At 42.8% G+C, this 16,147-nt stretch carries 11 protein-coding genes; all 11 read left to right on the top strand.

From position 1 onward, the window contains the following. The first annotated feature begins 17 nt into the window (after positions 1 to 17). A complete protein-coding gene (locus NSS67_RS01715; protein WP_339320475.1) occupies positions 18 to 905 on the top strand; it encodes an ABC transporter permease subunit in 888 nt (295 codons plus the stop codon). Beyond that, complete coding sequence (locus NSS67_RS01710; RefSeq protein WP_339318058.1) at positions 905 to 1,786, top strand: carbohydrate ABC transporter permease; 882 nt, start codon at positions 905 to 907, stop codon at positions 1,784 to 1,786. The genes NSS67_RS01715 and NSS67_RS01710 overlap by 1 nt, the downstream gene beginning before the upstream one ends. 54 nt (positions 1,787 to 1,840) lie before the next feature. Then, positions 1,841 to 3,358, top strand: a complete 1,518-nt coding sequence (locus tag NSS67_RS01705; RefSeq protein WP_339318057.1) for an extracellular solute-binding protein — start codon at positions 1,841 to 1,843, stop codon at positions 3,356 to 3,358. A gap of 87 nt (positions 3,359 to 3,445) precedes the next feature. Further along, positions 3,446 to 5,113: a DUF4091 domain-containing protein gene (locus NSS67_RS01700; RefSeq protein WP_339320474.1), complete on the top strand. Its 1,668-nt coding sequence runs from the start codon at positions 3,446 to 3,448 to the stop codon at positions 5,111 to 5,113. A 54-nt stretch (positions 5,114 to 5,167) separates the two neighbouring features. After that, entirely contained in the window at positions 5,168 to 6,928 is a 1,761-nt protein-coding gene (locus NSS67_RS01695) for a beta-galactosidase family protein (RefSeq protein WP_339318056.1), read from the top strand. 75 nt (positions 6,929 to 7,003) lie between these two features. Further along, the gene (locus NSS67_RS01690) at positions 7,004 to 8,149 is read left to right on the top strand and encodes a glycoside hydrolase family 88 protein (RefSeq protein ID WP_339318055.1); all 1,146 of its coding nucleotides are present in this window, start codon (positions 7,004 to 7,006) and stop codon (positions 8,147 to 8,149) included. Between the two features lie 7 nt (positions 8,150 to 8,156). After that, positions 8,157 to 9,014, top strand: coding sequence for a DMT family transporter (locus NSS67_RS01685; RefSeq protein WP_339318054.1), 858 nt, complete (start codon positions 8,157 to 8,159; stop codon positions 9,012 to 9,014). A gap of 46 nt (positions 9,015 to 9,060) precedes the next feature. Then, positions 9,061 to 10,575: a CehA/McbA family metallohydrolase gene (locus tag NSS67_RS01680; RefSeq protein ID WP_339318053.1), complete on the top strand. Its 1,515-nt coding sequence runs from the start codon at positions 9,061 to 9,063 to the stop codon at positions 10,573 to 10,575. A gap of 297 nt (positions 10,576 to 10,872) precedes the next feature. Beyond that, a complete protein-coding gene (locus NSS67_RS01675; RefSeq protein WP_339318052.1) occupies positions 10,873 to 12,261 on the top strand; it encodes a sugar phosphate nucleotidyltransferase in 1,389 nt (462 codons plus the stop codon). After that, entirely contained in the window at positions 12,258 to 14,318 is a 2,061-nt protein-coding gene (locus tag NSS67_RS01670) for a glycosyltransferase family 2 protein (RefSeq protein WP_339318051.1), read from the top strand. The genes NSS67_RS01675 and NSS67_RS01670 overlap by 4 nt, the downstream gene beginning before the upstream one ends. A gap of 29 nt (positions 14,319 to 14,347) precedes the next feature. Continuing rightward, complete coding sequence (locus tag NSS67_RS01665; RefSeq protein WP_339318050.1) at positions 14,348 to 15,889, top strand: glycosyltransferase family 39 protein; 1,542 nt, start codon at positions 14,348 to 14,350, stop codon at positions 15,887 to 15,889. Positions 15,890 to 16,147 lie beyond the last annotated feature (258 nt).

Raw genomic sequence — 16,147 nt, 5'->3', positions numbered from 1 at the left:
GGGCTCGATTCAAAGTCATATTTGGTCGAGAGAAATATTTGTACTTACTAGCGCTTCCAGGTCTTCTCTACTTCTTAATCTTTAAGTACTTCCCGCTATGGGGGCTAGGTTTAGCATTTAAAAACTATTCTCCATACCTAGGGTTCTGGGAAAGCGAATGGGTCGGATTCAAATATTTTAGTGAGTTTTTCACGAATCCAGACTTCTTTCTCTTATTTAGAAATACGATGGCGATTAGCTTGCTAAACATCATCTTCTTCTTCCCGATTCCGATCGTTCTTGCATTACTCATTAACGAGGTTCGGAGTATGAGATTTAAGAAAGTAATACAAACGATAGTTTATTTACCTCACTTTTTATCTTGGGTAATCATTGCTGGTATCTGTTTTATCATTCTCGGACAGAGCGATGGAATTGTTAACAAGATTATTGTCGAGCTTGGTGGACAGCCGATCGCTTTCTTGACAGAGCCGAATTACTTCTGGGGCTTGTTAACTGCGCAGAGCATATGGAAAGAAGCCGGGTGGGGTACAATCATCTTCTTGGCTGCAATTGCAGGTATTAATCAAGAAATGTATGAGGCGGCACAAATTGATGGTGCGAACCGATGGAAACAAATTATGAAGATTACAGTGCCTTGCATCAGGAGTACAATCGTCGTTTTGCTCATACTCAGGCTTGGTCAAGTGATGGAGGTAGGGTTTGAACAGATCTTTTTGATGATGAGTTCTCCCGTAGCGCATGTTGCGGATGTCTTTGATACATATGTGTATCGGGCTGGGATACAGAACGGTCGTTTCAGTTATGCGACAGTCGTTGGAGTATTCAAGTCGGTTGTTGGTCTTGTACTTGTAGTAACAGCAAATCGTTTAGCTAAAAAATTCGGTGAGGAGGGTCTTTACTAATGAATAAGTCCCTCGGCTATAAAGTGACAAACGGCATCATTTATACGGTGCTCAGTTTAATCGGGCTTGTAACACTACTACCTTTTCTTTATGTCATTATCGTATCTTTTACAGATCCTTCGGAATATTTGAGCAAGCCATTAATTATTATTCCGGAAAAATGGAGTCTCTCCTCCTATAAGTACATTCTATCTACCAAGATGTTTATGAGCTCATTAGGGGTCAGTGCCTTCTTAGCTATTGTCGGTTCTGCGATTAGTATTATGGTGACGAGTGCCTTGGCGTATTCTCTGTCACGGAAACGATTTTTCGGTAAGAAACTTTTCCTAGTTGCTATTCTTATGACGATGTTGTTCAACCCAGGAATGATTCCGAATTTCATGTTAGTTGAAGGATTAGGTCTTATTGACTCGATCTGGTCGTTGATTTTACCGGCAATTACAAGCGCATGGTATGTATTCTTGATGAAGAACTTCTATCAGGAACTGCCGGAGGAGTTAGAGGAAGCAGCCAAGATTGATGGATGTAATGATATTGGAGTCTTTTTCAAAATTATGTTCCCGATCTCGCTGTCAGCGGTCGCTGCATTCGGGCTATTCTTTGCAGTAGGTTTCTGGAATACGTACTTCAATGGCGTATTGTACATCAACTCAGATGAACTTCGACCGATGCAGGTTGTGCTGCAAATGATGCTGATACAAGCTTCAACGAATATAGCAGATCCATCCGTAGCTGCAATGTTACAGAGTGAACAGATGCTTCCTCCAGAGACGATTAAGATGGCGGCAGTAGTCGTTGCGTCTCTACCTATCATTATGGTCTACCCGTTCCTTCAGAAGTACTTTGTTAAGGGTATGTTGGTTGGTTCCGTGAAGGGTTAAGGGGTGACCAATCTTATATATTAATTTATTAGATAAAAGGGAGGGTTTTTACAAATGAAAAAAAGAAGTTGGATGACAATGCTATTGGTGTTAGTTCTCGCTACAAGCATGTTGGTGGGCTGTGCAAAGGGTGAGGAGACCAATTCTGCTGGAGATACTTCCAAGGTTGAACAACAAAAGCCAGTTGAGATCAATATCGGTACGATGACTTATGGTGAATCCCCTAGTAGTGATCTTGAAAGCGTTCTACAGCTGAATGAAAAACTGAATGTAAAGCTTAAAATCGACTTCTATCCAATTAATAACTATAAAGAAAAGTTGAATGCATTGCTTGCTTCGAAGAGTTTGCCAGATGTCGTTCTCATCGAGGATATTAATGACCCTGCATTCTCAACCGCAATCGATCAAGGGGCATTCTGGGATTTGACTCCTTTCTTGCCAGACTATCCGAATCTAGCAGGCTATCCGGAGAATGCGATTAACAATATTAAGTTCAAAGGAAAATCCTACGGTATTCCACGCGTTCGTCCATTGGACGGACATGAGTCCTTGTTGATTCGTGAAGATTGGCTCAAAAACGTGGGATTGACTGCTCCCACTACGATGGAAGAGTTCTACAAAGTGTTAGAAGCCTTTACAAAGAATGACCCGGATAAAAATGGTAAAAACGATACTTACGGTATGGTACAAGCAAGTGTCAGTCCTTATATGATGACGATGTTTGGTGCAGGTACAGCTTGGAAGGAGACAGCTGATGGCGGTCTTGAGCCATACTGGCTGACAGCTGAAGCGAGAGAAGGGCTTGAATTCTGGAGCAAGGCTTATGGTGATGGTCTTATTACACCGGACTTACCAGTTATGAAGTCAAGCCAAGTGAAAGAAATGATGATTCAAGGCAAGGCGGGGATCTCATTCGGAAATATTAACGAAGCATTTATATTTGGTCAAGAGTTGCAGAAGATTAAGCCTGAAGCTGAGTTGAAGGCGTATGAAATCCCAGCTGCGAAAGATGGCAAGAAATACAATGAACAAGCTTACGGTTACTATGGATTGTTCCTAGTTAACAAATCGGTTAGCGAAGACAAGCTCAAGAAGATTCTTGAAGTTTACAACGAAACTGCTACTCAAGAAGGATACAATCTCGTCACTTATGGTATCAAAGACAAAGATTATACCGTTTCTGAAGATGGTTCTATTGTTCAAACAGATGAAGGTAAGAAGCAAGGATATGGTACAGCGACAACAGCACAATGGATTTCTGGTTTCTTCAATAAATACCAACGTGCTGAAGGACCTGGAATGCCAGCAGACGTATTAGAGTACAATCGTAAGCTGATCGATACAATCTCAGAATCTTCGATTAAGAATCCTGCTGCAGGATTGCCAAATACCGAAGCGTGGATGGAAAAAGGCGGCGATTGGCAGAAGAAGTTTGTTGATATGTATACAAATGTCGTTATCAAAAAATCAAGCTTGGCGGATTGGGACAAGTTTATTAATGGACTGAAAGCAGATCCTAGCTTCCAGCAGCATCTCAAAGATACTAGTGATGCTTACAAAGCAAGTAAATAATTTAATAAGCCCGGTAAGTTCGAATAGTCAGTCGAGTTTGCCGGGCTTATCCTTTTACCAATTCATATGGGGGGAAAAGAAGTGGAAATGTTGAATAGAGCTGCACGGATGGAAACAAGATGTATCAGTTCATTAATCAAGGTATTTGCCGATGAAGAACTGCATGCGCCAACTCAACTTAGAGGTTCGGCACTACTTGGTGAGTCCTATTCTTTCCAGGTTGCATATCGGGCAAATGTACTTATGCGGTCGCTTCAGGTTCGGGCGGTGCAATCCGAGTTGGGGCCCAATATAACTGTACGAACTGTAGAGCTAGTACCTGCTAATATGGTGAGCTATCACGATGCTGATGAACATGTCTTGAGAAGCACGCCAGGTCTTTATCCAGATGCGTTAATTCCGTTCGATACGAATCGAGGTTTAACTGGTTATCCGAATCAATGGCGCTCAATATGGATCACTGTTGAGGTGCCGCTCAATGCTAAGGCGGGCTTATTTGATATTTGCATCCAAATCGCAAATGATAGCGGCGAACAAGTAGGTGAGGAAACATTTACGCTGGAAGTGATCGCGGCAACATTGCCGGAGCAGTCGCTTATACATACGGAATGGTTCCATGTAGATTGCTTGGCTACCTACTATAAAACAGACATATTTAGCGAGTACCATTGGCAGTTGATTGAGCAATACATCCACACCGCGGTGAAACATGGAATGAATATGATTCTAACCCCTTTGTTCACACCGCCGTTAGACACGGAGATTGGGGGAGACCGCCCAACCGTACAACTTGTTCAAGTGGAACGGACAGGAGAGAAGTATAACTTCACTTTTGAACGATTAAAGCGTTGGATAGAGCTGTGTGACCGCAGTGGAGTGAAATATTTTGAGTTCTCCCATCTATTCACACAATGGGGTGCCAAGCATGCACCAAAAGTAATGGCTATGGTTGATGGTCAATTAAAGCAATTATTTGGATGGGATACCGATTCTAAAGATCCGGAATACACTGGATTCCTTACATTATTTTTACAAGAGCTATTAGCGTTTGTAAGAGAGAATGGTTTAGAGCAGCGAGTTTATTTCCATCTATCGGATGAACCGAATCTTGCGGACATGGATACCTATCGTGCAGCGAGTGAGCTTATTAAGCCAATTTTAGAAGGCTTTCCGATCATTGATGCGCTCTCTGAGTATGAATTTTATGAAAGTGGTTTAATTAAGCACCCGATTCCAGCCAGCAATGGTATTCGACCATTTCTGGATCATGGCGTAGAGGGGTTATGGACTTATTATTGCTGTGCCCAATACAAGCTCGTTTCTAATCGCTTTCTTCATATGCCGTCATCACGCAATCGTGTACTCGGGATGCAAATTTACAAGCTAAAACTTAAAGGATTTTTGCATTGGGGTTACAACTTCTGGTATGCACAGTTCTCGAAGTATCCGATTGATCCATTTCAAGTGACGGATGCAGGAGGTGGATTCCCAGCGGGCGATGCATTTTTGGTATATCCAGGCGCTGAGGGACCGATCGAGTCGATCAGGCTGGAGGTGCTTATGGAAGCTCTGCAGGATTTGCGCGCACTTGAGCTACTCGAGCAGAATATTGGAAGAGAAGCAGTAATTGCCTTATTGGAGGATGGCTTGGAGCAAGAATTATCCTTTGAAGTATACCCACAAGAAGCGGAATGGTATATCCGTAAGCGTGAAGAGATTAACCGTCTGGTTGGTGAGAATTCATGTTCAGAATAGGAATGACAGGTAGAAGGAGCTTATATCGAGTTCATGAGTAGAGGAGCATGGAATATGGCATCATTCACAGTGCAAGGAGATCAATTTATTTATGAGGGTACACCCCTTACGATTGTGTCAGGAGCGATTCACTATTTCCGCGTAATTCCTGAGTATTGGAAGGATCGATTGAGCAAGCTGAAGGCTTGCGGCTTTAACACGGTAGAAACGTACGTTGCATGGAATATTCATGAGCCTCAGAAAGGTAAGTTCTGTTTTACGGGTATGGCGGATATCGTGACATTTATCGAAACAGCAGCAGAGTTAGACTTGCATGTCATCGTTCGTCCAAGTCCTTACATCTGTGCGGAGTGGGAGTTCGGTGGAATGCCGGCCTGGCTGCTTGCCGAGGATGGGATGCGCTTGCGCTGTTATGACGAGGCATTTTTGTCTAAGATAGATTCTTATTATGATGTGCTGCTGCCGAAGCTGAAGCCTTTGTTATGTACGAATGGCGGTCCGATCATCGCGATGCAGATAGAGAACGAGTACGGAAGCTATGGGAATGACCTAAAATATCTTGAACATATACAGGAGAGTATGATCTCACGCGGGATGGATGTCCTACTGTTCACCTCAGATGGCCCGGAAGATTTCATGCTGCAAGGCGGTATGGTTCCAGGAGTACTTGAAACCGTTAATTTTGGTTCGAGAACGGAGGAAGCCTTTAATAGTTTGAAGCAGGTGCAGCCGGATAAGCCGCTTATGTGTATGGAGTATTGGAACGGGTGGTTCGATCATTGGAACAAGCCGCATCATACGCGAGCTGTACAGGATGCTGTGCATGTGTTTGAGGATATGCTGAAGGCTGGCGGATCGGTTAACTTTTATATGTTTCATGGCGGAACGAACTTTGGATTTTACAATGGTGCCAACAATCATGGTACATACGAACCAACGGTAACTAGCTACGACTATGACAGCCCACTGACAGAATGGGGAGATATTACAGAGAAGTACATTCTGTTAAGGGAGCTGATTGCAAAATATTTCGATACGGAGCTAATGCCGCTTCCTGAGCCTGTTCGCAAGATGGGGTATGGCAGTGTTCAGCTGAAGCCAGTTGCACCGCTGTTTGATCTACTGCCAGTGCTGTCGACATCTGTGCAACGGACTTGCCCAGAGCCGATGGAGAAGCTGGGGCAGGATTATGGCTTCATTTTATATACAACGAACGTTTCCGGTCCTAGACAAAATTGTTCACTGGTCTTGCAGGAAGTACATGATCGTGCGCTCGTATTCCTCGATGGAGAGTATAAGGGAGTTATTGAGCGTTGGGATCCGCAGCCGATTGAGTTCCATGTACCAGAGGGCGGAGCTGAGCTTCGTATTCTAGTGGAGAATATGGGCAGAACGAATTATGGACCGTTTTTAAGAGATTGTAAGGGAATTACCGAGGGTGCGAGATTGGGATTTCAGTTCCTATTTGATTGGACGATTCATAGTCTACCCATGGACAATATCGATCTACTACATGATGCACCTGTTGTTCATGTTGAGGAAGGAAGCGAAGGACCTGCATTTTATAAAGGCTCCTTTCATATTGAGCAAGAGGCAGATATCGCAGACACCTTTCTAGCACTTGAGGGCTGGACAAAGGGAATTGTATTCGTAAATGGCTTCAACCTCGGACGTTATTGGGAGGCAGGACCGCAGAAGAGGCTTTATGTTCCAGGGCCACTTCTGCGTGCGGGTGAGAATGAGATTGTTGTGTTCGAATTGCATGGTACGAAGGACCTGCTAGTTACACTTCAGGATCAACCAGATTTAGGGTGACATTAGTATGGATTCAGTAGGGCGATGTGGCTTATAAAGCGGACTCTGAATGGTTCTTGGAAAGGGTGTTGGGATGTGTGGAAACACGCAATTGAAGATGCAATGGAGAAGATCAAAAATAATGTGGAGCGTTTCGGAGATCGCTTCCCACATGTCAGTGTTAACGGCAGGTATGAATTGAACAATAATGAAGATTGGACGAACGGGTTCTGGAGCGGAATGTTGTGGTTATGCTACGAGTATTCTGGCGACGAGGCTTACCGTGAGGCAGCGCAACTTACGGTAAAAAGCTTTAAGCGGAGAATGGAACAGAACATTGTTCTTGATCATCATGACATAGGATTCCTATATACGTTATCCTCGCAGGCGCAATGGGTGGTGGAACGGGATGAGGAATCAAGAGAATTAACACTGCAAGCGGCAGATGTACTCATGTGTCGTTGGCGCGAGGATGGACAGTATATTCAAGCTTGGGGACTGTCTGGTGATGCACAACATGGGGGACGAATGATCATTGATTGTCTCATGAATCTCCCTCTGTTGTTCTGGGCTTATCAACAAACTGGGGAAGAGCGTTATCGTCAGGTTGCGATTAAGCAAGCTGATCAAAGCCTGCGATATCTTGTGCGTGGGGATGATAGCTCATACCACACGTTTGTGTTTGATACCGAAACGGGTGAAGCGCTTGGCGGAGCGACACATCAAGGATTTACGAACGGATCTACATGGGCTCGTGGTCAAGCATGGGGTGTTTATGGCTTTTCCCTTGCTTACCGCTACACAGGACATAAAGTTTACTTGGACACGGCGAAGCGTATGGCATCCTATTTTATTGGGCAACTGCCAGAAGATTATGTGGCTTATTGGGATTTTGATGCTCCGGTTAATGTGAATACGTATCGAGACAGTTCCGCTTCAGCGATCGTCGCAGCTGGCTTGATCGAGATGCTAAGTCTTCTTGATGATGCAGACCCCGATCGCGCTGAGTTTGAGGAGAAGTTTGAGCTGTCGATGACCTCACTCGTGCTTCATTATTCAACTATTGGCGAAGAAGGCGCCGAGGGATTATTAAAACATGGGTCCTACTATGTACGAGGAAATGTAGCTCCAGATGATTATATGATATGGGGCGATTATTTCTACCTTGAAGCACTGATACGTTTGGAAAAAGGAATAAAAGGATACTGGTACGAGTCACAACCTTTACAAGAAACTCGGTGATTAAACAATGACAACTATCGCACTCATACTCGTGTTAGCATCTGGTTTTACACATTCGATATGGAATTTGTTTGCGAAACGCAGCATGAATAAAGATGTGTTCCTATGGATGATTAATATCCCATGTTTTTTGCTGCTCACTCCATATCTGATTGAATGGCTAGTAAACAACACGATTCCATTGAGAGCTTACGGCTTAATACTGCTATCTATTATGCTGCAGAGTGGGTATTTCATATTACTATCGAAGGCATATCAGTTCGGTGATATTTCACAGGTTTATCCGATTATGCGTGGGACAGGAGCACTGCTCGTTCCTATCCTAAGTGTACTTATATACAGCGAGTCTCTTTCCATCTTCGGATGGGCAGGTTTAATGCTTATTATTTATGGAATGATCCGCATCGGTGGCTTTAAGCTGAATCGAACACTGCTGCAAGATAAGAAGTATATGAAAGGTCTTATGTATGCTCTTGGGGTCGGTTTATGCATAACAGGCTATACCCTGACGGATAAGATTATATTGGAATTCATGCCACCGCTTGCATTACTGGCCCTGTGCAACATTGGCTATATGCTTGTTTTAACATTGCCTGCATTACGCTCGAAAGCGGTCAAGACGGAATGGAAGATCAATAAGGTGCCGCTTATAGTCGGTTCCATCTTATCGCCGGGTTCTTACTTGTTATTCTTATTTGCTATGAATCTAGGTCCTTTATCACATCTGTCTCCGATCAGAGAGATAGGCACCGTCTTCGGTACACTGCTAGGTATACTAGTCTTGAAGGAACAGCAAGGTAGAATGAGGGTCATGATGTCGATTGCGATTACGGCAGGGATAATAATTATTGGAACACTTGGATAGATGAAGAACTGCACAAATAAACTTGGAATATCGAGGGTGGCTAACTATGAATAAAGGACAAATTTCCGTTAAGCTGGAGCAGAATAATACCTACTTCCCGATTGAGGCTGAAGAAGAGTACGAATGGTTCGCGATTCGGTTTACTTATGAGAAGGAGAATTCTTGGGGACGATTACATCTGTTTGATTCGGAAAAACATATTCGATTCTGCTTCCTAGATGGTGGAAACGAGCGGCTCATTGTCGTTCATAACCAGCCGGAATTAACGAGTTCAATCGCGGTGCCAGGGCCGATCGTGACCGGCACATGGATGCTTGAAGTTTCAAATGAAGAAGGCAGAACTTTCGAAGCTGAGTGGGAATTTGGTTGTGGTACATTGCCAGAGGAGTACGTATCGACGCTAATGCAGGGCGAACGTGAGTATTGGAACAGTGGCAAGCTGAATGCTGGCTTCACGATGGACAACTATGACTGGGCGAAGGTGTGGCAGACGGGGAGCCGTTGGTACAAGGGGGATTTCCATACGCATACCGTGTTGTCTGATGGTAAGATGACGCAGCTCATGAACCGCGAACAAGCGCTGAAGCAAGGTATGGATTTCTTTGTAGCGACAGATCACAATGTGATGTCTACATCCTGGGCTAAAGGAAACGCGCTCGTCATTCCAGGTGTGGAGATAACGGCTGGTGACGGACACTGGAATGCACTGGGACTTCGGAAGTGGATCGATTGGCGAGCGACCTCACTGGATGGAGGCTTAACCACTCAGCAGGGTATGGATCGATTGATGAAAGAAGCTGCTGAACTGGGGGCGATTTGCTCAATTAATCATCCGATGCTGAGACCTTGGGCTTGGCTTTACGGAGAGACGAAGTTGGAGGGAGTACAATCCATGGAAATATGGAATGACCCGACCTTTTCTCCGAATCATGTAGCTACCGAAAAAGCATTGCAGTTATGGACGGCAAGCTGGAATGAAGGCTACCGCATTACAGGTATTGGTGGCTCTGACTCACATATGCTACCGACAGACAAATATGATGATAGCCCAATTCCATCTTTAATTGGAGATCCTGCTACGTATGTGTGGTGTGATGATCTGAGTGCAGATGCAGTATTAGAAGGCGTGCGGAATGGATATGTTTATGTATCGCGCGGTCCAGTAATTGATGCATCGATTCAAATCGGCGATAATGCTTACCGTTTCGGGTGTAATCTGTCTACTGCGTTTAGTCAGGAGTATGATGAAATGGCATCCCGTGAAGTGACTTGCAAATTAAGCGTAGCTAGTCATGTGAACGCTCGAGTGACACTAATCCACAATGGAAATGCTGAATGGGTGAGGGATGTATCCGCAACGGCCACGGGAGAAGTACCTGAGATGCTGGAATGGAACATACCATTAGAAGAGGGAACGTATAACTGGTACCGCTTTGACATTCGTGATGAAGTAGGGACGCTGCTCGCCTTTACGAACCCATTTTATTATGGTTCTAAGGAGCCTCAGATTACAACTTATAATGAGCTCTTGGCAAGTGCGAATCTGACGCAGGATAATTAAGCTAGGAAAGCGAGTATATGCCCTTGTTATTTTAGTCATATCGATTCGGCTCCGCTATGTAAAACCACATCAGCAAGAGGATGTGGTTTTTGTTTTATCTACAACTCTACGGTCCTCGTAACAATTTGATCATAATTTCTTGTTCTTTTAAAGGAAAATGTAGAAAAATAGTATTTGGAAGGTTCATATGTTAGATAATGTATGAGTGTCGTCAAATAAACTAGATTAATAGTGCTGCTTTTAGGTTCCTTTCTTTGAGATATTTGATCTTTCATTAATAGCTAGAAGGAGAATACTATGAAAATAATACTTTTATCTGGCGGATCTGGAAAGCGATTATGGCCGTTGTCAAATGACTATCGTTCGAAACAGTTTATAAAGGTAATGAATAGTGATAATGGCATTAATGAAAGTCAAACTTCAATGATTCAACGAGTATGGAACTACTTAAAAAAGTATGATCTTGCTTCTTCGGCGGTAATTGCAGCAAGTAGGGTGCAGCAAGAGGTTATCGAATCTCAACTTGGCGATGATGTTACTCTCGTGCTCGAGCCCGTTAAGAGGGACACTTTCCCGGCAATATGTTTGGCATCGAGTTTTTTACATACGAAATGGAATGTGAACGAAGATGAGGTAGTTGTAGTCATGCCAGTCGATGTTGAAGCGGATGAAGGATTTTTTGCTGCTATTAGGCAGCTTGCGCTTGAATTTGAATCATCGACAGCAAATATAGGGCTTATTGGCTTGAAACCGACACATCCTTCAGAGAAGTTCGGTTATATTCTTCCCGATTCTTCAGATGGAGATGCAGCTTTGTTAACAATTGACCGATTTGTTGAAAAGCCAGCTTCAGACGAAGCATCACAATTGATTGCTTTGGGTGCTCTCTGGAATTGCGGGGTATTTGTTTTCCGCTTAGGCTATCTACTTCAATTGTTGGATGCATCACAATGGCCTAGGCAATACGAGGGACTTCTCACTCAATATCATACGATGCCTGCCATCAGTTTTGATTATGAAGTGGTTGAGAAGGAAAGAAATGTTGTCGTCAAACCGTATGAAGGAAAATGGAGTGATCTGGGAACTTGGGATGAATGGACAACCACGATGCCAAGTTACTTGAATGGAAAAGGTATTCTAAGTGAGGACAGTGTAAATACACATATCGTTAATGAATTGCAGATTCCAATCGTTGTGATGGGGATTTCCAATGCAATTATCGCTGCCAGTCCAGACGGGATTTTGTTCTCGGATAAAAAACTCAGTCCCAAGCTAAAGGAGCTGATAAAGCCCATTTCAGCAAGGCCTATGTACGAAGAAACCCTATATGGATGGTACCGTGTGATTGATATAGAGAAAAATGAGATGGACCAGCAAGTAGTTACGAAGCGGGTGCATGTGTGGGCTAGAAAACATATTAGCTACCAGATTCATACGAAGCGCGATGAAATATGGACGATTATTAGCGGAAACGGGGATGTCGTTGTTGATGAGCAACGTTTTACTGTGAGTTCAGGGGATGTGATTCATATTAAGTGTGGATCGAAACATGCAATTCGAGCGATAGATGGCCTTGACCTGATCGAGGTTCAAATTGGTGTTGAAGTTAGTGAAGAAGACATTACAAGATATGACTACGACTGGGAAGAGCACAGGCTCCTAAGGAAAGGAAGAATATTCGTATGAAGCCTGTACGTATTGGGGATGCACTGTTGAGCGAAGGTTTAATTACGAACGAACAGCTGCAAGAGGCTATCGACTACCAGATAAGATTTGGCGGTCGACTAGGCGATATAATTATGAAACTCGAAGATGTGGATCGCGAAGCGATTCAATTATTCACTCAGCAGCTTCCAAGCAAAGGTAGACTAGGCGAAATGCTGGTGAATACAGGGCAGATTACGCAAGAACAGCTGGATCAAGCTCTTTTGTTTCAACAGAAAAGTGGAGGTATTCTGGGAGATATTTTATTATCGTTCCGTTTTATTGAACCTGATCAGCTATATCGGGCCATTGCCACCCAGAATAATATGGGTCGCATCGGTGTGGAGTTTTCATTTGAGCAGGAGCATAAATTGCCAGAAACGATGGCCCGTGCTTATAATGCGATTATTTTGAATAGAGATTTCAACCGGTATTTGGTAGCGGTGAGTAGCATTCTAACTCAGGAACAGGTGAGGGAACTAGAAAGATATCTGGACAGTCCGATTGAACAAGTAATGGCAACTAGAGACGAGATGGAATTATTCTGGAAAGAAGTTTACGTCGAGGAGCTCATGTTGGAAAGTACCGATAAGCTAATAGCCGAAAAACCAGAAGATTCCGCACATATTACGTTTACGAAAAGTCAAACCATTGGATTACTTATATCCGGTGTATTATTTGTGGGCGGCTTGATATGGGATTGGCTGTGGACATTACTCATTATTAACATCGTTGTTCAAATCGGATATTTATTGATGTCGTTCTTTAAGTATTCCATTTTAATCTACGGAGCAAAGGAAACAGCTCAGCTTAGGTACACGGAGGAAGAAATTGCAGCTATAGATGAGAGAGCCTTGCCGGTATATAGCATACTGGTTCCTATCTATAAGGAAAGTAATATCATTCCACAGCTTATTCGAAATATTGAAAACTTAGATTATCCTAGATCGAAATTGGATGTCAGGCTGCTAATTGAAGAGGACGATGTCGAAGCCCAGGAATTGCTGAGAACATTCAAGCCTCCATCTTACTTTACGGTGCTTGTTGTGCCGCACAGCTTGCCCAAGACTAAACCAAAAGCTTGCAACTACGGTCTTATACGGGCTAGAGGAGAATATGTAGTTATCTATGATGCGGAAGATCGTCCCGATCCAGATCAACTGAAAAAAGTATACCTTGCCTTTCAGGCGAGTCAAGAAAATGTTTGCTGCATACAGGCAAAGCTTAATTATTACAACAGCAACCAAAATCTGCTAACCCGCTGGTTCACTCATGAATATAGCATGTGGTTTGAATTGCTTCTGCCAGGAGTAATGCAACTCGATATTCCAATACCTTTGGGAGGCACTTCAAACCATTTTAAGACGGATGTATTGAAGAAAATTAATGCGTGGGATCCGTACAACGTGACGGAAGATGCGGATCTTGGAGTACGACTATATAAAGAAGGATACAAGACAGCTATTGTTGATTCCAGAACATGGGAAGAAGCAACAAGTCGAGTAGGCAACTGGATTAGACAGCGGTCGAGGTGGATTAAGGGTTATATGCAAACATGGCTTGTACATATGCGTAATCCGGTTCAGCTTTGGCGTGATCTCGGAACAAAGGGTTTTTTTGGATTTCAAGCGATGGTGCTTGCAACTCCCATGCTTCCTTTATTAAACCCTATATTTTGGACAATGCTGTTGCTGTGGTATTTAGCGAAAGTAGAAATCATACCTCTATTTTTCCCAGGTCCAATTTATTATTTCGCCGCATTTGAATTGTTTATTGGCAATTTTATTTTTGTATACAGTCTCACTGTTGGTATTTACTGGGTGACTAGAGATTTGCATAACAAAGGAAATAAAGTATTTTCATTTTCACTTATCAAATACACATTGTTGACGCCGATTTATTGGGTGCTGATGAGTATCGCAGCAATTAAGGCGGCTATCCAACTCGTCACCAAGCCATTTTATTGGGAAAAAACGACACACGGACACGCTACTATGGATACACATCATGCAAATTCAAACATGGATACATCGATGTAGGCCAACAAATTAATGGATAGGTGAATTGAATGTCAGTTACATGGAAACGATCAATATTTATTATCTTTTTTTTGGTGTTGTTACTAGAGCTGGGGGTAGGCTATTACCTAACATCCATTTATGGATTTATGTCGGGAGACGCTTCAAGCCGTGTAGCTAATGCTTTCTATGTCCTATATAGTCGTGAGCCGAGCCTTGCAAATATTGGGTTTGTCTGGAACCCTCTCCCGAGTTTTATGGAAATGATTTTACTTGTTTTTTATCCCATATTCCCAGCGCTTGCATCAGAAGGATTAGCTGCCGTTATCGTTTCCAGCTTATTTGCTGCTCTAACTGTAGCGTTATTAGTAAAGGCTGGAAAGCAATTCGGACTGAACAAATGGCTAAGCATCATCTTTGCACTGCTTTACGCTTTTAATCCGTATATTTTTTATTATGGAGCCAATGGATTAACAGAGGTCATCTTCATTTATTTCATTAACATAGCTGTGATCCAATTGCTGCTCTGGATGCAAAAAGATGGTGCAAGACCTTTGGTTATAGCAGCAATTGCAATTGCATTTGCTTTTTGGACACGTTACGAAACCGTATTTTTTGGGGCGGCACTAGCAGTAGCAGTCCTTATCTGGATATTGCAGACCAAAACAGAATTAATGAAGGAGCGGTTGCAGCAAGTCGAGGGAACGTGGATTCTTCTATTAACGCCGGTTGTTTTCTCAGGATTGCTATGGATTTTCTTTAACTATACAATTATGGGCGATGGATTTTACTTTCTGACATCCAGCTACGGCAATTTAGGACAAGCAACCTTATTAATGGAAGATGAGAAATTTACTTCGCTGGTTAATAACCCTATTTCTACTTTAATTTTCGTTGCGGAGCGTTTATGGTATTTCAGTATACCGCTCATTATCATATTTGTGATGCGTATCATAGAGCGGCGAATATTCAGATGGGATTTTCTCATGCTGATTATACTTGCACTCTCAATCCCTTCGATGCAAGTTATTCTTTTGCTAAGGGGAGGGACTGCAGCGTGGATTCGATACTACATGTATGTATTTCCTATCGTTGTTGCGTGGATTCCTTACGAGATTAGCAAAATGAGATTTCGTAAAGTAGGATCAACCCTGCTCATTATTGGGATGCTTATAAGCGGAGTAGTCATGGGTATGATGATGAATAATCCGAAAATTGCATCCGATGAATATGAGGCTTTCCGTCAAAATAAACTGTTTGAAGAACAACAAGCTGGCGCAGCGGTAACAGCATTTATTAATGAAAATGTGCCTAACCAGATGATTCTTTCAGACTCATTCAGCAGCTTCAGAATTATTATGGGCAGCAGCAATCCTAAAAACTTCGTTATAACAAGTGATGATGATTTTGTAGAATCGCTTGAAGATCCTGCAGAGCATAACATTGATTTTATCCTGCTTCCAAACCCGAAAGCCGTTCTGTCCATAGATGGAGTGAACCAAAAGTATCCGGATCTCTATGAAGATGGAGCAGAGTGGGCTACATTGTATCAAGAGTTTAATGGTTATTGGAAACTATACAAGGTGAAGTAGGCTTGTAATACTGAAATCTCTCCTTCGAAGCTATCAACAACAACAATTTACCTTGGGAGGGGAGTTTATTTTAGACGCTTGTCCAAATTCACTCGTCTCTACCAAAAATCACATCCACATAAGGATGTGGTTTTTGCTTTCTATGACCTGCAAACGAAAAATGACCTCTACACTCCAAAAAGAATAATGAAGGCCTAAATTATTTGTTTGAAGAATTGTGAAGAGTATATCTTACTAAGATTACTAATCCATAAAATG

The sequence above is a fragment of the Paenibacillus sp. FSL R10-2734 genome (assembly GCF_037963865.1).
Lineage (GTDB): Bacteria > Bacillota > Bacilli > Paenibacillales > Paenibacillaceae > Paenibacillus_AQ.
Note: the sequence above shows the minus strand (reverse complement) of the source record. Positions and strands in the feature narration are given on the sequence as shown.